12 protein-coding genes and 2 tRNA genes are annotated in these 16,937 nt (G+C 67.6%); 10 read left to right on the forward strand and 4 right to left on the reverse strand.

What is annotated here, in order from left to right; genetic code table 11:
* Positions 1-74: 74 nt before the first annotated feature.
* Together cydC and cydD are read right to left on the reverse strand one after the other, a co-directional pair.
* Positions 75-1,748, reverse strand: a complete 1,674-nt coding sequence (gene cydC / locus DFO63_RS04810) for a thiol reductant ABC exporter subunit CydC (protein WP_119006535.1) — start codon at positions 1,746-1,748, stop codon at positions 75-77.
* The gene (cydD, locus tag DFO63_RS04815) at positions 1,745-3,490 is read right to left on the reverse strand and encodes a thiol reductant ABC exporter subunit CydD (protein WP_049442790.1); all 1,746 of its coding nucleotides are present in this window, start codon (positions 3,488-3,490) and stop codon (positions 1,745-1,747) included. Before cydD ends, cydC begins: the two co-directional genes overlap by 4 nt.
* 227 nt (positions 3,491-3,717) lie before the next feature.
* Here cydD and DFO63_RS04820 point away from each other — a divergent pair, with 227 nt between their 5' ends.
* From DFO63_RS04820 to pgaD, 10 genes are all read left to right on the forward strand, one after another.
* Positions 3,718-5,307, forward strand: a complete 1,590-nt coding sequence (locus tag DFO63_RS04820; protein ID WP_014037845.1) for a cytochrome ubiquinol oxidase subunit I — start codon at positions 3,718-3,720, stop codon at positions 5,305-5,307.
* A gap of 15 nt (positions 5,308-5,322) precedes the next feature.
* On the forward strand, positions 5,323-6,474 hold the full coding sequence (gene cydB, locus DFO63_RS04825) for a cytochrome d ubiquinol oxidase subunit II (RefSeq protein WP_014037846.1): 1,152 nt from the start codon (positions 5,323-5,325) through the stop codon (positions 6,472-6,474).
* 58 nt (positions 6,475-6,532) lie between these two features.
* The gene (gene cydX, locus DFO63_RS04830; RefSeq protein ID WP_005410354.1) at positions 6,533-6,649 is read left to right on the forward strand and encodes a cytochrome bd-I oxidase subunit CydX; all 117 of its coding nucleotides are present in this window, start codon (positions 6,533-6,535) and stop codon (positions 6,647-6,649) included.
* Positions 6,650-6,704: 55 nt separating this feature from the next.
* A tRNA-Pro gene (locus DFO63_RS04835) sits at positions 6,705-6,781 on the forward strand.
* Between the two features lie 140 nt (positions 6,782-6,921).
* Positions 6,922-6,998 (forward strand) — tRNA-Pro (locus DFO63_RS04840).
* A gap of 221 nt (positions 6,999-7,219) precedes the next feature.
* Positions 7,220-8,425 (forward strand): MFS transporter, encoded by a 1,206-nt coding sequence (locus DFO63_RS04845; protein WP_014037847.1) that lies wholly within the window; start codon positions 7,220-7,222, stop codon positions 8,423-8,425.
* A gap of 341 nt (positions 8,426-8,766) precedes the next feature.
* Positions 8,767-10,794 (forward strand): poly-beta-1,6 N-acetyl-D-glucosamine export porin PgaA, encoded by a 2,028-nt coding sequence (gene pgaA / locus DFO63_RS04850; protein WP_119006536.1) that lies wholly within the window; start codon positions 8,767-8,769, stop codon positions 10,792-10,794.
* A 1-nt stretch (position 10,795) separates the two neighbouring features.
* On the forward strand, positions 10,796-12,682 hold the full coding sequence (gene pgaB / locus DFO63_RS04855; protein ID WP_119006537.1) for a poly-beta-1,6-N-acetyl-D-glucosamine N-deacetylase PgaB: 1,887 nt from the start codon (positions 10,796-10,798) through the stop codon (positions 12,680-12,682).
* A 1-nt stretch (position 12,683) separates the two neighbouring features.
* Positions 12,684-13,940: a poly-beta-1,6-N-acetyl-D-glucosamine synthase gene (pgaC, locus tag DFO63_RS04860; RefSeq protein WP_049442787.1), complete on the forward strand. Its 1,257-nt coding sequence runs from the start codon at positions 12,684-12,686 to the stop codon at positions 13,938-13,940.
* Positions 13,937-14,407, forward strand: a complete 471-nt coding sequence (gene pgaD / locus DFO63_RS04865) for a poly-beta-1,6-N-acetyl-D-glucosamine biosynthesis protein PgaD (protein ID WP_049442786.1) — start codon at positions 13,937-13,939, stop codon at positions 14,405-14,407. Before pgaC ends, pgaD begins: the two co-directional genes overlap by 4 nt.
* 95 nt (positions 14,408-14,502) lie before the next feature.
* Here pgaD and DFO63_RS04870 read toward each other — a convergent pair whose 3' ends face one another.
* A complete protein-coding gene (locus DFO63_RS04870; RefSeq protein ID WP_049442785.1) occupies positions 14,503-15,774 on the reverse strand; it encodes a glutamate-5-semialdehyde dehydrogenase in 1,272 nt (423 codons plus the stop codon).
* Positions 15,771-16,928: a glutamate 5-kinase gene (gene proB / locus DFO63_RS04875; RefSeq protein ID WP_049442784.1), complete on the reverse strand. Its 1,158-nt coding sequence runs from the start codon at positions 16,926-16,928 to the stop codon at positions 15,771-15,773. The genes DFO63_RS04870 and proB overlap by 4 nt, the downstream gene beginning before the upstream one ends.
* Positions 16,929-16,937 lie beyond the last annotated feature (9 nt).

Consider the following 16,937-nt stretch of genomic DNA (forward strand, 5'->3'; position numbering starts at 1 on the left):
GCTGGCCGGCAATCAGGTATCCGCGTGAAACGCCATGAGGTTGCCGGCCAGCGGCCGGCACTACCGGGATGTTTTCACGCTTCGCGCTCCAACACCCCATCACGCAACCGGTACTGCACATCGACCACGCCGTCGGGCAGGTCGTCGTGGGTGATCATCAGCAGGCTGCGCCCGTCCAGCAACCCGGAAAGGTCCTGCAACAGCGCGCGTGCGGTATCCACGTCCAGGCCTTCGGTCGGTTCGTCCAGCAGCAGGATCGGCGCATCGCGCAACAGCGCGCGCGCCAGCGCCAGCCGTCGCGCCTGGCCTGCCGACATCGTCGCGCCGTTCTCGCCGACCCAGGCCTGCAGGCCACCGTTGTGCTCGGCCCAGTCACCCAGGCGAACGCGGCGCAGCACCGCCCACAACGCGGCATCGCTGGCGTCGGGATCACCCAGCCGCAGGTTCTCGGCCACCGTGCCGGCAAACACCGGTGCGTTCTGCGGCAGCCAGGCCAGCTGGCGGTGCCACTCGGCCTGGGCGACGTCGCGCAGGTCGCGTCCACCATAGGTGATTCGCCCCTGCTGCGGATCCCACAGCCGCAGCAGCAGGCTGGACAGCGTGGTCTTGCCACTGCCGCTGTCGCCGCGAATCGCGATGCGTTCGCCCGGCGCCAGGGTCAGCTGCAGGCCGGACAGCACCGGCCGCGCGGCACCCGGCCACTGGAAATGCACGTCATCCCAATGCACGCGCGCCGCCTGCGGCACCGGCTGCGGCGCCTGCGGATCCTGCACCGTCGGCGGTTGTTCGACGATGGCCTGCAGGCGATCGGCCGCAATGCGCCCGGACTGCAGCGACTGCCAGGCCAGGCCCATGCCGGCCCACAGTTCGATCAGCGCCACGGTCAGGAACACGAGGCCCGCGGCCATTTCCGGCGCGATGTGCTGCTGTTCGGCGGCGTGCAGCGCCAACGCCAGCATCGCCACCAGCCCCAGCCCGGCGACCAGGCCGTGCAGGGTCGAGGCCGCGATCAGGCGCCAGCGCCGACGACGATCACGCGAGGCCAGCTGCTTGGCAGCCACGCGCACCTTCAGCTGCCAGGCCGCATCGGCATGCAGCGCGGCCAGATCACCGGCACCTTCCAGCCCTTCGAATGCGGCGGTACGCAATGCGGCACGATGCGCGGCACGATCGGCCTCTTCGTCGTCATGGCCACGCACGCCCAGCCACGGCACGCCGAAGGCGATCAGCAGCGCCAGCACCGCCAGCAGTACCGCTGCCGAGGGCAGGATCAGCGCTGCCGAGGCGACCGCCACCAGTGACAGCGCACCCAGCGCCACCAGCGGCCCGATCGCACGCACCAGCAGTCCATCCACTTCGCCGATGTCCCCCAGCAGCCGCGCCAGCAGCTCGCCGGTACGCGTGGCCCCCAACCGTGCCGGGGCAAGTGGCAGCGCGCGGCGGAAGAACCACACGCGCAGGTCGCGGGCGATGCGCAGCGTGGCATCGTGGCCGACCAGCTTTTCGAAGTAGCGCGACACGATGCGCGCCATGGTCAGGCCACGGATGCCGGCCGAGGGTGAGAAGAAATTGAAGCCCTGGCCGAGGCCGGCCGCACCGGCCAGCGCAGCCGCCGTGAGGAAACCACCGGACAGGCCGAGCAGCGCCGTGCCGGCCAGCATCGTGATCCACAGCAGCAGCATGGTCAGCAACAGGCGCGGCCGGTGGCGCAGGAACACCGCGCGCAGCGAATCAGGCGAACGGCTCATGCGCGCACCGCCTGTGCCGGTTCCACCAGGCGGCCTTCCGGCAACAGCAGGCAACGGTCAGCCCACGCGATCACCGCCGGGCTGTGGGTGGCGACCACCACGCTGCGCCCGCGTGCATACGCGGCCAGGCTGCGCAGCAGGGCCGCTTCGGTATCGGCATCGAGGAATGCGGTGGGCTCGTCCAGCAGCAGCACCTGCGGATCACGCAGCAACAGGCGGGCCAGGCCGATGCGGCGGGCTTCGCCACCGGACAGTCCGAAGCCGCGCTCGCCGATCACCGTGTCCAGCCCCTGCGGCAGGCGTTGGGCAAACTGCAGGACCTGCGAGGCCTCGGCCACCGCGCGCAGCCGCGCATCGCTGGCACCGGGATCGGCCAGCCGCAGGTTGTCGGCGATGCTGCCGTGGAACAGGTACGGTCGCTGGCTGGCATAGGCCACCTGCACGCCGGGCCGCAACTGCAGCTTGCCGGCGCGCGGCGGCAACCAGCCGGCCAGCGCCTCCAGCAGCGTGCTTTTGCCGGACCCGCTGGGACCGACCAGGGCCAGGCGCTGGCCCGGCTCCAGCAGCAGGTCCAAATCCTGCAACACATCCTGCGGCGCGCCCAGCGGGCGCAACACCAGCCCCTGTGCCTGCAGCGGCGGCAAGGCGGCCTCGGCCGGCTCCACCGCCAGCGGTGCAACCTCGTTCTCGATCAGGCCCTGCTCGTCCGGCAGCGACTGCAGCAGGCGCTCCACTTCGGCGGCGGCGGCCAGTGCATTGGCGCGATCGTGGTAGTGCGCGGCCAGCCGTCGCAGCGGCGCATAGAACTCCGGCGCCAGCAACAGGCAGAACAGGCCCGCACCCAGCGTCGGCACCGCTGCATGCAGCGACATCATGCCCAGATAGCTCAGGCCCAGGTACAACGCGACCATCGCCACGCTGACCGAGGCGAAGAATTCCAGCACCGTGGACGACAGGAACGCGATGCGCAGCACCTTCAGCGTGCGCACGCGCACGCCTTCGGCGGCGGCCTCGATGCCCTCCAGCTCGGCGTCACCGCGGCCATACAGGCGCAGCAGGCCCAGGCCCTTGATCCGGTCGGCGAAATGGCCGCTCATGCGCGCCAGTTCACCCAGCTGCGCGCGCCCGGCGGCTTCGGCGCCCCAGCCCACCAGCATCATGAAGAACGGCACCAGCGGCGCGGTGAACAGCAGGATCAGCGCCACCACCCAGTCCACCCAGGCCACCGCGGCCAGGATCAGCAGCGGCACCACCACCACTTCGGTGCGCACCGGCAGGAAGCCGCTGTAATAGCTCTCGATCGCATCACCGTGATGCAGCATCAGTTCGCCCAGTTCACCGGTGCGGCGCTGCCGCAGCCACAGCGGGCCATGGCCCAGCAGGCGCGCGAACACGCGTTCGCGCAGTGCCAGGCGGGCGGCGTCGGCCACATCGCCGGCAGCGGCCTGGGTGGCGCTGCCCAGCAAGGTGCGCAGCACCAGGATCACCGCCAGTCCCGCCAGCACCGGCAGCCCCGAGGCCAGCGGCGCGTGCTCCACCAGCACCTGCTGCACCAGCCAGGCGATGGCGGCGGCCTGGCCGATCAACAGCGCGCCGGAGAGGCTGATGCACAGCGCGGCCAGACGCTGGCGGCCGCGGGCGGAGCGTGCCAGATCGGCCAGCCAGGCCGTGCGCACACGCCGCTGGCGGGCGGTTTCAGCTTCCGGGGACAGGCCGTCAGGGGTCGTTTCGGCAGCGCTCAAGAGGTCTTCACGGGCAACGGGGGAGACACGGCATTGTAGGCACAGGCAATAGCCGGCCCCTGCGGCCGGCGGTCGCAGTCTTCATCAGGTTCGCATACGATCCCTTCGCACACCTGTTCATACATTGATCTGGATCAAGGCTGTTTGAAGTAGTCGGTCACATCATTCGCGTCGTAGACCACCCTTCCCGCCACCTGCAACGGCACTATCCACGAGGTAGCCAGGCCATGATTGATCAGACAGTCGTAGAACTGTCGCGGCTGCAATTCGCGCTGACCGCGATGTACCACTTCCTATTCGTACCGCTCACCCTCGGCCTGTCCTTCATGGTGGCCATCATGGAGAGCGTGTACGTGATGACCGGCAAGGAGATCTGGCGCAGGATGACCCTGTTCTGGGGCGTCCTGTTCGGCATCAACTTCGCCATGGGCGTCGCCACCGGCATCGTCATGGAATTCCAGTTCGGCATGAACTGGTCCTATTACAGCCACTACGTGGGTGACATCTTCGGTGCGCCGCTGGCCATCGAAGGCCTGATGGCGTTCTTCCTGGAAGCCACCTTCGTCGGCCTGTTCTTCTTCGGCTGGAACCGCCTGACCAAGGTCAAGCACCTGATGGTGACCTGGCTGATGGCGCTGGGCACCAACCTGTCGGCGATCTGGATCCTGATCGCCAACGGCTGGATGCAGAACCCGACGGGTGCGGTGTTCAACCCGGAAACCATGCGCATGGAAGTCGTCGACTTCATGGCCGTGGTGTTCAACCCGGTGGCGCAGGCCAAGTTCGTGCACACCGTCAGTGCCGGTTACGTGACCGGTGCGGTGTTCGTGATGGCGATCAGCGCCCTCTTCCTGCTGCGCAACAAGCACAAGGACCTGGCCCGCCGTTCGTTCGCGGTGGCCGCAGCCTTCGGCCTGCTGTCGTCGCTGTCGGTGGTGGTGCTGGGTGACGAGAGCGGTTACGCCGCCAGCGAACACCAGAAGATGAAGCTGGCCGCGATCGAAGCGATGTGGGAGACCGAGCGTGCACCGGCCGACTTCACCGCCTTCGGCATCCCGAACCAGGAAACCCACCAGAACGACTACGCGGTGAAGATCCCGTACCTGATGGGCCTGATCGCCACCCGTTCGTTGAACCAGCCGATCCCGGGCATCCTGGAACTGGTCGATCGTGCCGAGCACCGCGTGCGCGGTGGCCAGCTGGCCTACGGTGCACTGGAACGCCTGCGCGCCAACAAGAACGACGTTGAGGCGCGCGAGATGTTCGACCGCCATTGGCAGGACCTGGGCCATGGCCTGCTGCTCAAGCGCTACCGCGATGACATCCTCAACGCCACCCCGCAGGAAATCTCGCAGGCGGCGATGGACACCGTGCCGCGCGTGATGCCGCTGTTCTGGACCTTCCGCGTGATGGCCGGCCTGGGCTTCTACCTGATCGCCTTCTTCGCGCTGGCCTTCTACTACTCCTGCCGCAACAACTTCCAGGACAAGCGCTGGTTCCTCAAGCTGGCCCTGTGGACGCTGCCGGCACCGTGGATCGCGATCGAATGTGGCTGGTTCGTGGCCGAATACGGTCGCCAGCCGTGGGCGGTCGACGGCGTGCTGCCGACCTTCTATGCGGCATCGGGCCTGGCCCTGCATGAAATCGTGCTGACCCTGGCGGGCTTCACCGCGATCTACACCGCGCTGATCGTGGTCGAGATCAAGCTGATGCTCAAGGCGATCCGCAAGGGTCCGGACGAGGTGCTGCCGTCGCTGCAGTCGCCCCAGCCGCATGCTTCCCACAATGCCTCGGCGCCGGCCGCCGGCCAGGCCTGAGGCAGGAGAACCAAGATGGATTTCATTCTTCTGGACTACACCACGCTGCGCGTGATCTGGTGGCTGCTGCTCGGCATCCTGCTGATCGGTTTCGCCGTGATGGATGGTTTCGACCTGGGCGTGGGCACCCTGCTGCCCTTCGTCGCCCGCAACGATGCCGAGCGCCGGCTGGTGATCAACACCATCGGCCCGGTTTGGGAAGGCAACCAGGTATGGCTGGTGCTCGGTGGCGGTGCGATCTTCGCCGCCTGGCCGCCGCTGTATGCGGTCAGCTTCTCCGGGTTCTACCTGGCGATGTTCGTGATCCTGTTCGCCCTGATCCTGCGTCCGGTCGGCTTCAAGTTCCGCAGCAAGATGCCCAGCGAACGCTGGCGCAACACCTGGGACTGGGCGCTGTTCATCGGTGGCTTCATCCCGGCGCTGATCATGGGCGTGGCGGTGGGCAACGTGGTGCTGGGCGTGCCGTTCCACTTCGATGACAGCATGCGCATCTTCTACACCGGCTCATTCTTCGGCCTGCTGATGCCCTTCGCGCTGCTGGCCGGCCTGCTCAGCGTGTCGATGCTGGTCGCCCACGGTGCCGCCATGCTGGTGCTGAAGACCGATGGCCCGGTGGCCGAGCGTGCGGCCCGCTTCGGCAGCATCGCCGCGATCATCGCCTTCGTGCTGTTCGCGGTCGGTGGCGCCTGGGTGGCCTTCGGCCTGCCGGGTTACCAGATCACCTCGCAGGTGGTCACCGATGGCGCCACCAATCCGCTGCTGAAGACCGCCGAACTCGGCGCCGCCGGTGGCTGGATGCGCAACTACAGCACGATGCCGGCCACGATCCTGGCCCCGCTGCTCGGCCTGGCCGGCCTGCTGGCCAGTGCGGTGCTGCTGCGTGCCCGTCGCGGCGGCCTGGCCTTCATTGCCTCCGGTGCGGCCATCGCCGGCATCATCCTGACCGTCGGCTTCGCCATCTTCCCGTTCCTGCTGCCGTCCTCGAGCCAGCCCACCTCCAGCCTGACCGTGTGGGATGCCTCGTCCAGCCACCTGACCCTGTGGATCATGCTGCTGGCCACGGCGGTGTTCCTGCCGATCATCATCGGTTACACCACCTGGGTGTACCGCGTGCTGAAGGGCAAGACCACCACTGAAGAAATGGGCAACAACCCGAACGCGTATTGATCGCCTGCACGTGTGCCGACCAACGGTCGGCACCTACCCGGAATGAAGGAGACTGATCATGTGGTATTTCGCCTGGATTCTCGGCGCCGGCCTCGCCTCGACGGTGGCCATCCTCAACGGCATGTGGTTCGAAGCCCGCGAGCAGAACCGCATCGAGAAAGAAAATCGTCGCTGAGCTGTAAAAAAACCTTGCCGCCCTGGCCTTCACACGGTATCTTAGGCGGCTCCTTCGGGGTGTAGCTCAGTCTGGTAGAGCGCTACGTTCGGGACGTAGAGGTCGCAGGTTCGAATCCTGTCTCCCCGACCACTTCGGTGGTCGCATTGAAGCCTGGGGAAGTCGTCCAGGCTTTTTTGTTCCCTGAAGTGGCACTGCTTCGGTAGTGTGAAGAAAACGGCATTTACCCCTTGCCGCCATCGGGGTAAATCGCTAGAATAGGCGGCTCCCTTCGGGGTGTAGCTCAGTCTGGTAGAGCGCTACGTTCGGGACGTAGAGGTCGCAGGTTCGAATCCTGTCTCCCCGACCACTTCGGTGGTCACCAAGAAGCCTGGAAGACATCACTGTCCTCCGGGTTTTTTTGTATCAGGCACCCGGCCGCCCGCATGACGGGACCTTGCCGGAGCCCGCACGTACAATGGCCGCGCTGCCGGCCCGCCAGCAGCCCCTCCCCCACCTGCCGCTTCGGCGTAGACCGATGCCGGCGCTGCATGCCATTGCCCCGGCGTGCGACACCTGCAAGGACCACCGATGAGTTCCTCCACTTCCGATTCGCCGTCGCTGCTGCACGGGCGCGTCCTCGCGTTCGCTGCGATCCTGCTGGCAGCGATCAACCTGCGCACCGCGGTCACCTCGATCACCCCGCTGCTGGACGTGCTCGGCCAGCAGTTCGGCTTCGGCACCACCATGACCGGCGTGCTGGGCATGCTGCCGACCGCCTCGTTCGCGCTGTTCGGCGTCGCCACGCCGGCACTGGCGCGGCGCCTCGGGCTGGAGCGCACCACGCTGCTGGCGATGGTGATGGCGATGGCCGGCCTGCTGCTGCGCTCCAGCGCCGGCAACGTCGGCACGCTGCTGTTGGGTTCGGTGGTGGCACTGGCCGGCATGGGCATCGGCAACGTGGTGGTGCCACCGCTGGTGAAGCGCTATTTCGCCAACAAGGTCGGCACCATGAGCACGCTCTACATCAGCGTGCTGCAGCTGGGCACGATGCTGCCGGCGCTGCTGGCGGTGCCGGTGGCCAACGCCGCAGGCTGGCGCGTCTCGCTGGGCATGTGGGCGCTGCTGGCGCTGGCTGCCGCACTGCCGTGGCTGGTGCTGGCCACGCGCGCGCCGAAGCCGCAGACCGACGCGTCCGATCCGACCGCGCAGCCGCACGGCAAGGTCTGGCGCACGTCGCTGGGCTGGAGCATGACGCTGATGTTCGGCATGACCTCGCTGATGACCTACTCGATGTTCACCTGGCTGCCGCGCATCGTGGTCGAGGCCGGTGGCACGCCCGCGTTCGGTGGCGTGATGGTCGCCGTGTTCTCGGCGCTGGGCCTGCTGCCGTCGCTGGTCATTCCATCGATGGCGGTGCGTCTGCAGAACCCGTTCCCGCTGGTGCTGATCGGCTTCTTCTCGTTCGTGATCGCCTTCACCGGCCTGCTGCTGGCACCGATGAAGGCGCCACTGCTGTGGGCCTGCCTGCTCGGTGTCGGCCCGTCCACCTTCCCGCTGGCACTGACGCTGATCAACCTGCGCACGCGCACCCCGACCGGCTCGGCGGCGCTGTCCGGCTTCATGCAGGGCGTGGGCTACAGCTTCAGCTGCCTGGGCCCGTTCCTGGTGGGCTGGCTGCACACGGTCAGCGACGGCTGGACCCTCCCGTTCAGCTTCCTGTTCGGCTGCGCCACCCTGATGCTGTGCGCCTCGTGGGTGGCCTGCAAGCCGCGCAAGCTGGAAGATCTCTGGTAAGCGGCCGGGGCCGCCTGCCGGCCTCGTCGACCCGCCATCCGTCTTCACACGCATCTTGACGCTGGACTGACAATTCCGGGCGGATAGTGCCGGTGAATGCCCATCCTTGCCGCGTGCCGGCATCGGGCATGGGGGCGGCGTCGCCGCCCGGAACACCACTCGGTGTGCGGGGGACTTTCGTTTCAGACAAGACATTGCAGGTCGCTGTCCGGGTTGTACCCGCCCTTGCTGGGCGGCATGCACGAAGGGAGTGACGCAGGCCACGGCCATCCCAGAATCTGGCATGTGATGTGCGTCACATTTTCACAGGTTGTCTGGTTCGGAAGCCAAGGGGGTCCCCAATGGTTGTCCACAGCCGGCTGGCGCTCTGCGTCGGCCTTGCCTGCACCGCCCTGGCCTGGGCCAGCAGCGCTGCCCCGCCCGACCGCGACGCGGCGTTGGCCGAGATCGGCCGCTATCGAGACCAGGCGCGTTGGCTGGACGCCCTGGGCGCGATCGAGCGCGCCAGCCAGCAGCAACCCAACGACGACCTGCTGTTCAAGCTGCGCGTATTGACGCTGGGCGACATCGGCAACGCCTGGCGCGCGTGGGAGCTGTACCAGCAGCGCCCGCAACTCTTCGACGATGCACAGAAACAGCGCCTTGAAGGCGACTACCTGGCCAAGCTGGTGGTCTGGAGCCTGGCCTACAGCAGCAGCGAGGACAGCCGCCTGGAAGAGGCCGAATCGACCTTGGCCCGCATGCAGCGCTACCTTGGCGGCGAAGGCACGCCGCCCGCGCAGGCACCGCTGCGGATCCGCATGGACCGCCTGATCCTGCTCAACCGGCTGGGCCGCCATGCACAGGTCCGCGAGGAAGCCCGGGCACTGCAGGCCGAAGGCCACACCCTGCCCGACTACGTGCTGCCCGCAGTGGGCGATTCGTTGATGGGCACCCTGCACCCGGAGGAAGCCATTCCGGTGCTGCAGGCCGCCGTGGCCGGCGACCCGACACGCGACGCCTCGCATTCGGAGCTGGCCTACGCCTACCTGGAAAGCGAGCAGCAGGAAAAGGCCATCGACCTGCTGCAGGCATGGCGTGACAAGGAGCCGGCCTGGCGCTGGAGCAACGGCAAGTCGCCCTACGCGAACTGGTCGCGCTACGAGGCCGACCTCAACCTGGCGATGGTGCGCGCCTACAGCGGTGACCTGCACACCGCGCAGCACGACCTGGAGTCGATGGTCGAGATCGCACCCGGCAACGGCGGGCTGCAGAGTGCGCTGGGCAGCGTCTACATGATGCGCGGCTGGCCACGCAGGGCGCTGCAGCGCCAGCAGATGGCGCACGCGCTGGACCCGCGTGACATCGAACCGCGACTGGGCATGGAAGAAGCCTACGTTGCCCTGCAGCGCGACGACCTGGCGCGACCGCTGCACGATGACCTGGTCGCGCGCTATCCCACCCAGCCGGCGGTCGAACGCATGGACCAGGCCTGGCGTGCGCATCGCGGCTGGCAGCTGAAGGCATGGACCGACATCGGCCACAGCTCCGGGGGCGGTGGCACCTCGCCACTGGGCAACAACGATCGCCACTACGGCGTGGAAGTGGAGACGCCGATCCTTGATGACCGCTGGCGGTTGTTCGCCCTCGCCGACCGGCGTTCGACCGACTTCCAGGACCAGCGCATTGATCCGTTGTGGCTGGGCGCGGGCGTGCGTTACCGCTTCGGGCGGCTGGACGCAGAAGCAGCCGTACTGCGCGCCAACGACCACATCGGCGATACCGGCCTGCGCGCCGGTGTCGGCTGGCAGTTCAACGATTACTGGCATGCCGGCGTGGTGGCCGCGCGCAATGATCCGGACGCCTCGATGCAGGCGCGCGCGGCCGGCATCACCGCCGACAGCGTGAGCGCACAGGTGGACTACCGGCGCAGCGAGCTCACCCACTGGATGTTCGGCGCCAGCCGCTTCCGCTATGACGATGGCAACCATCGCGAGCTGTTCAGCACCAGCCTGGAACAGCGCCTGCTGACCCGCCCCCGCTGGCTGATCGATGGCCTGGCCAGCGCCTACACCAGTCGTGGCAGCCGCGACGATGCGCCCTACTTCAACCCGAAACGCGACCGCATGGTCGAGATCGGCCTGCGCATCGACCAGCAGCTGTGGCGGCATTACGAGCGCCACTTCCGGCACCGGCTGACCGTCTCGCTGGGCGACTACTGGCAGGACGGCTTCGGCAGCGCACTGGTGCCGTCGGTGTCCTACATGCATGAGTGGCAGCTGGGCCCCGGCCGCGTGTTCGAGTACGGCGTGCGCTGGTCACGGCCGGTCTACGACGGCCATCGCGAACGCCATATCGGCTTCGAAGCCGCATTGCGCTGGGGAGACTGACATGGCCCGCATCCTGCGACTGATCGTGCTCCTGCTGCTGGCCAGCGTGCCGCCGGCGTTCGCGCAGCAACCCCTGCATCTTGATGCGATCGACAACGGCCTGCTGATCCTCAGCTACCACGACATCCGCGACCAGGTGGCCGCCAAGGGCGATGCCGATACCTATGCGGTGAGCACGCAGAACTTCGCCGCGCACCTGGACTGGCTGGGCGCGCATGGCTATCACCCGGTCTCGCTGTCGCAGGTGATCGAAGCCTCGCAGGGCCGTGCCACGCTGCCGCCGAAACCGGTGCTGCTGACCTTCGACGATGGCCTGCGCAGCGTCTACGACAAGGCCTTCCCGCTGCTGCAGGCCTACCATTACCCGGCCCTGGTGGCGGTGATCACCGACTACGTGGACATGGCACCGGGCCGCACCATCGACTACGGCTACCGCCCGTTCGGCCACGATGATTTCGTCACCTGGGCGCAGCTGAAGCAGATGCACGACAGCGGCCTGATCGAAGTGGCCAGCCATACCGACGACCTGCACCACGGCGTGATTGCCAACCCACAGGGCAATTCCACGCCCGCCGTGGTCACCCGCATCTACACCCCCGCCACGCACAGCTACGAAAGCGAGGCGCAGTATGAGCAGCGCCTGCGCACCGACCTCACACGCAGCGCGCAGCGCATCGAACAGCATCTCGGCGTACGTCCGCGCGCGATCGTCTGGCCGTACGCGGCCTACAACCAGTTGAGCAACGACATCGCCGAGCAGCTGGGCATGCCGGTCTCGTTCGACCTGGAAGGCCGCAGCACCACGGTGGCCAGCGACCTGCACGGGCTGGCGCGATTGCTGGTGAGCGACAACCCGACGGTGGAAGGCCTGGCCTATGAGCTGCGCCGTGATATCGCGCTCGATGGCATCCGCGCCCTGCAGATCGACCTGGACGATGTATATGACCCGGATCCGGCGCAGCAGGCACGCAATCTCGATGCATTGATCGAGCGGGTCAAGCGCATCGCGCCGACCCATGTCTATCTGCAGGCCTTCGCCGACCCGGACGGCAACAACACCGCCGATGCGCTGTATTTCCCGAACCGGCACATGCCGATGCGGGCGGACCTGTTCAGCCGCGTCGCCTGGCAGCTGAAATCCCGCGCCGGGGTGAAGGTCTACGCGTGGCTGCCGGTGCTCGGCTTCGAGCTGCCCGACCCGGTGCAGCGCAAGGCGCTGGCGATCCGAAATGGTGATGCCGACGGCATGTACCGGTTGGATTTCACCAACCCGAAGGCCAGGCAGATCATGCTCGACATCTACGAGGATCTGGCGGTCAATTCCTACTTCGAAGGCCTGCTGTTCCATGACGACGGTTACCTGCGCGACACCGAGCTGCCCGCGCTGGCGGCCGGCGAGGATGGCAGCGCACGTACCCAGGCACTGATCGACTTCACCCTGGCCCTGCGCGACAGCGCGCAGCGCTGGCGGCCGAAACTGGCAACGGTGCGCAACCTGTATGCCGAGCCGGTACTCCGCCCGCAGAGCGAAGCCTGGTTCGCGCAGCGCCTGGACCTGTTCAACAAGGCCTACGACCAGACGGCGCTGATGGCGATGCCGTGGATGGAAGGCAGCAAGCACCCCGAGCGCTGGCTCGATCAGTTGCTGGCCGCGGTACGCACACACGACCCGCAGCTTCAGCACACGCTGTTCGAGCTGCAGACCGTCGATTGGCGCAGCGGGCAGCCGATTCCCGCCGAGCGCCTGCGTGCGCAGATCCGCCAGCTGCAGGCGCAGGGCGTGCACCACTTCGCCTGGTACCCGGATGACTTCATCGCCGACCAGCCCTCCACCCGCGATGCCCGCGCGGCGATGTCCGCCGGCAACTTCCCGTACCCGGAGAAGTGACATGGACATGCATCCGCTGCTGCAGGTCCTGTTCCAGTTCGCCTTCTACTACCCGATGGTGATGGCGTTCTTCTGGATGTCCGGTGGCCTCTACTACTACTTCCGGCGCGAGCGGCATTCGCGGCCACGCAACGATCCACCGCTGATGATCGATCCACCGTTCGCCACCCTGCTGATTCCCTGCCACAACGAAGCGGAGAACCTGGGCGACACGCTTGGTGCGGCATTGGCACAGCGCTATCCGGCCGATTACGAGGTAATCGCCATCGACGATGGCAGCAGCGACGACACCGGTGCCCGCCTGGATGCGCTGGCCGCGAAGTACCCGCGGCTGCGCGTGCTGCACCTGGATCGCAACCTGGGCAAGGCCAACGCCCTGCGCATGGGCGCGCTGGCGGCACGCTCGGAATATCTTGTGTGCATCGACGGCGATGCAATGCTGGAAGAACACGCGCTGCACTGGATGATCTGGCACCTGGTCAGTGGCAACCGGGTCGGCGCGGTCACCGGCAACCCGCGCATCCGCAACCGCTCCACCCTGCTCGGGCGCCTGCAGGTGGCCGAGTTCTCCTCGATCATCGGCATGATCAAGCGGGCGCAGCGGGTGTACGGGCGCATCTTCACCATCTCCGGCGTGATCGCCGGTTTCCGCCGCACCGCCCTGCACCAGGTCGGCTGGTGGTCGGATGACATGGTGACCGAGGACATCGACATCAGCTGGCGCCTGCAGCGCGCGCACTGGGATATCCGCTACGAACCCAACGCGCTGTGCTTCATCCTGATGCCGGAAACGCTCAAGGGGCTGTGGCGGCAGCGCCTGCGCTGGGCCCAGGGTGGCGTGGAGGTGATGCTGCGCCACGCGCGCTCGCTGCTGCACTGGAAAGAGCGCCGCATGTGGGGCGTGTTGCTGGAGTACGTGCTGAGCGTGGTGTGGGCCTACACCATGCTGTTCATCGTGCTGCTGTGGGCACTCGGCAAGTTCATCGAGCTGCCGCCGCAGCTGCATATCGCCAGCCTGCTGCCGGAGTGGCATGGCGTGATCCTGGCACTGGTCTGCCTGCTGCAGTTCGCCAGCAGCCTGATCATCGACCGGCGTTACGAGACACAGATTGGACGCAATTACTTCTGGGTCATCTGGTACCCGATGGCGTACTGGCTGATCAGCCTTTCCACCACCCTGGTGGCGCTGCCGAAGACGCTGCTGCGCCGTCGCAGCAAGCGGGCCACCTGGACCAGCCCTGACCGGGGGATCCGATGAACGCGCAACGCCCGTCCAACCGTTTCGACTCGCGGATGATCCGCAAGCCGCACCGCCAGCCACGCTTCCAGCGCACTGCCTGGGGCTTCGTCACCCTGGCGTTCTGGGGCTTCTACTTCTACCTGTGGGCGCCCCTGGTGACCCTGCTCTCGTGGCTGATCGGTGGCCAGCTGGCCTGGCGGCAACTGTACGAACGGCAGAACCAGTTCGACCCGTACGTGCTGGTCGCGCTGCCATTGATGCTGCTGTGCGCCAGCGTGCTGCTGATCGGCTGGGCCGAGTACAACCGCGCCCGTTTCCGTGGCCGCGAGCGCCGCCTGCCGCGGCCGCTGGCCAGCCTCAACGAGGTGGCCGCCGACCTGGGCGCCAGCACCGGGCTGGCCGAACGCCTGCTGGGCTGCAAGGCCGCAACGCTGCACATGGACGATCACGCGCGGCCGATCGGCATCCGCCGCGAGGTGGTGTAGACCGATGCCAACTTTGGTCGGCGTTCTCTCTGGTGGGTGCCGACCTTGGTCGGCACCGGGGTCTACCGCGAAGAGCATCCACGCATGGCGTGGATCTACTTGCGCGTCTGCCCTTCCCCGCGCACGACAAATCGTTCGACGGTGAGCGCTTCCAGCCCCATCGGGCCGTAGGCGTGCAGGCGCGTGGTGGAAATGCCGATCTCGCTGCCCAGGCCCAGCTGGCCACCGTCGGAGAAACGCGACGAAGCGTTGACCATCACCACCGCCGAGCGCAGTGCAGTGACGAAGCGCTCGGCGTTGCCCGCGTCTTCGGTGGCGATCACTTCGGTATGGTCGGAGGTGTAGGTACGGATGTGCGCGATGGCAGCGTCGAGATCGTCAACCACGCGCACCGCCAGCACAAGATCAAGGAACTCGGCGGCATAGTCGTCTTCGGTGGCCAATATGCTGCCCGGCAGTAGCGGCTGCGCCAGTGCATCGGCACGCAGCTGCACGCCGCGCTCGCCGAGCGCCTGCGCCACGCGCGGCAGGAACGCTTCGGCCACATCACGATGCACCAGCAGCGTCTCCAGTGAATTGCAGGCCGCAGGACGGCTGCACTTGCCGTCCACCAGCAGGTCGATGGCCTTGCCGAGGTTGGCACTGGCATCCACGAACAGGTGACAGACGCCCTTGTAATGCTTGATCACCGGCACGCGCGCATGCTCGGCAACGAAGCGGATCAGTCCTTCGCCACCGCGCGGAATGGCCAGGTCGATCAGCTCATGCAGCTGCAGCAGTTCGAGCATCGCTTCACGGCGCAGGTCGGTCAGCACGGTCACCGCCGCCGGCGGTACGCCGTTGGCCTTCAATGCACCGGCCAGCGCCTGGGCGATGGCGGTGTTGGAGTGGATCGCTTCGGAACCACCGCGCAGGATCACGCCATTGCCCGCCTTCAGGCACAGCGCGGCCGCTTCGGCGGTCACGTTCGGGCGGGCTTCGTAGATCATCGCGATCACCCCCAGCGGAACGCGTACCTTCTGCACCCGGATGCCGTTCGGACGTACCTCGTCGCGGGTGACCTGGCCGACCGGATCGGGCAGTGCCGCCACTTCGCGTACCGCTTCGGCCATCGCGAACAGGCGCGCCGGGTCCAACGCCAGGCGATCGAGCATGGCACTGCCAACGCCCTTGTCACGCGCGGCGGCGAGGTCCCGCGCGTTGCCGGCCAGGATCAGCCCTGCATTCACTTCCAGTGCCTGCGCCATCGCCAGCAGCAGCGTGCGCCGCGCCGCGCTGTCCAGGCCGGCAACGATCTGCGCCGCATCGCGGCAGGCGCGCACCTGCGCTTCGATTTCGCTCATCGGGGTGTCCTTCAAACCGTTCATGGCAGCACCAGGTCGTCGCGATGGACGACGCTGCCGCCGTAGTTGTAGCCGAGCACGGCCTGGATGTCGCGCGAATGGTGGCCGGCGATCCGGCGCACGTCATCGGCGGCGTACTGGCTGACGCCGCGGGCGACACAGACACGCCCCTGCGGCGCGATCCAGCACACCTGCACCATGTCACCGCGGCGGAACGCGCCCTCAGCACCGGTGATGCCACCGGGCAGCAGCGAGGCGCCCTTCTCGCGCATCGCCTGTGCCGCACCGGTATCGATGATGATCGCGCCCTCGGCCAGCGGCGCGTGCCGCAACCAGTGCTTGCGGGCGGCCTCGCGGCTGCGTGCGGCATGGATGCGGGTGCCGAACAGGCGGTCCTGCGCCAGCGCGCGCACCACGTCGCTGCTGCGGCCGTTGAACAGGTAGGTCTCGATGCCAAGACGGCCCGCCTTGGCCGCCGCCTCCAGCTTGGTCCGCATGCCGCCGGTACCGGCGCGCGAGCCAGCGCCACCGGCCATCGCCAGCACATCGTCACTCAGTTCCGGTACGTCGTGCAGGGGCCGCGCGTCGGCCACGGTGCGCGGGTCGGCGCTGTACAGGCCGTCGATGTCGGTGGCGATGAACAGCGCATCGGCATCGACCAGTGCGGCCACGGTCGCGGCAAGGTTGTCGTTGTCGCCGAGCTTGAGTTCGTCCACCGACACGGTGTCGTTCTCGTTGACCACCGGCAGCGCACCCAGGCGCAGCAGTTCGCTCAGCGTAGCGCGTGCGTTGAGGTAGCGGCGGCGGTTGCGCAGGTCGTCGTGGGTCAGCAGCACCTGCGCCACCGGGCGCTCGAAGAATCGCTGCCAGAGCCCGATCAGCTGCGCCTGGCCGAGCGCGGCCAGGGCCTGCCGCGCCGCCATCGCCGCACCGGGTTCATCGGCCCGCGGCAGGATCGCGCGCCCCGCCGCAACCGCACCGGAGGAGACGATCACCACCTCGCGCCCGGCCAGTACGTTGGCGGAAACAAACTGGGCCAGGCCCAGCGCGTGGCGTGGCGACAGGCCGCCACCATCGGCCGCCAGCAGGCTGCTGCCGACCTTCAGCACTGCACGCCGCCACGGCGGCAGCGCCTGTTGCGGGAACGGCGAGGCGACGTTGGCGGCGTGCAGGGTCATCGGTCAGGG

It is taken from the genome of Stenotrophomonas sp. AG209, from assembly GCF_003550055.1.
Lineage (GTDB): Bacteria > Pseudomonadota > Gammaproteobacteria > Xanthomonadales > Xanthomonadaceae > Stenotrophomonas.

Bases quoted from the DNA above. Each gene is read 5' to 3' on its own strand.
- proB (WP_049442784.1), bottom strand. From the start codon at position 16,928: ATGACCCTGCACGCCGCCAACGTCGCCTCGCCGTTCCCGCAACAGGCG.
- cydC (WP_119006535.1), bottom strand. From the start codon at position 1,748: ATGAGCCGTTCGCCTGATTCGCTGCGCGCGGTGTTCCTGCGCCACCGG.
- DFO63_RS04870 (WP_049442785.1), bottom strand. From the start codon at position 15,774: ATGAACGGTTTGAAGGACACCCCGATGAGCGAAATCGAAGCGCAGGTG.
- DFO63_RS04820 (WP_014037845.1), top strand. From the start codon at position 3,718: ATGATTGATCAGACAGTCGTAGAACTGTCGCGGCTGCAATTCGCGCTG.
- pgaB (WP_119006537.1), top strand. From the start codon at position 10,796: ATGGCCCGCATCCTGCGACTGATCGTGCTCCTGCTGCTGGCCAGCGTG.
- pgaC (WP_049442787.1), top strand. From the start codon at position 12,684: ATGGACATGCATCCGCTGCTGCAGGTCCTGTTCCAGTTCGCCTTCTAC.
- cydX (WP_005410354.1), top strand. From the start codon at position 6,533: ATGTGGTATTTCGCCTGGATTCTCGGCGCCGGCCTCGCCTCGACGGTG.
- pgaA (WP_119006536.1), top strand. From the start codon at position 8,767: ATGGTTGTCCACAGCCGGCTGGCGCTCTGCGTCGGCCTTGCCTGCACC.
- cydB (WP_014037846.1), top strand. From the start codon at position 5,323: ATGGATTTCATTCTTCTGGACTACACCACGCTGCGCGTGATCTGGTGG.
- pgaD (WP_049442786.1), top strand. From the start codon at position 13,937: ATGAACGCGCAACGCCCGTCCAACCGTTTCGACTCGCGGATGATCCGC.
- DFO63_RS04845 (WP_014037847.1), top strand. From the start codon at position 7,220: ATGAGTTCCTCCACTTCCGATTCGCCGTCGCTGCTGCACGGGCGCGTC.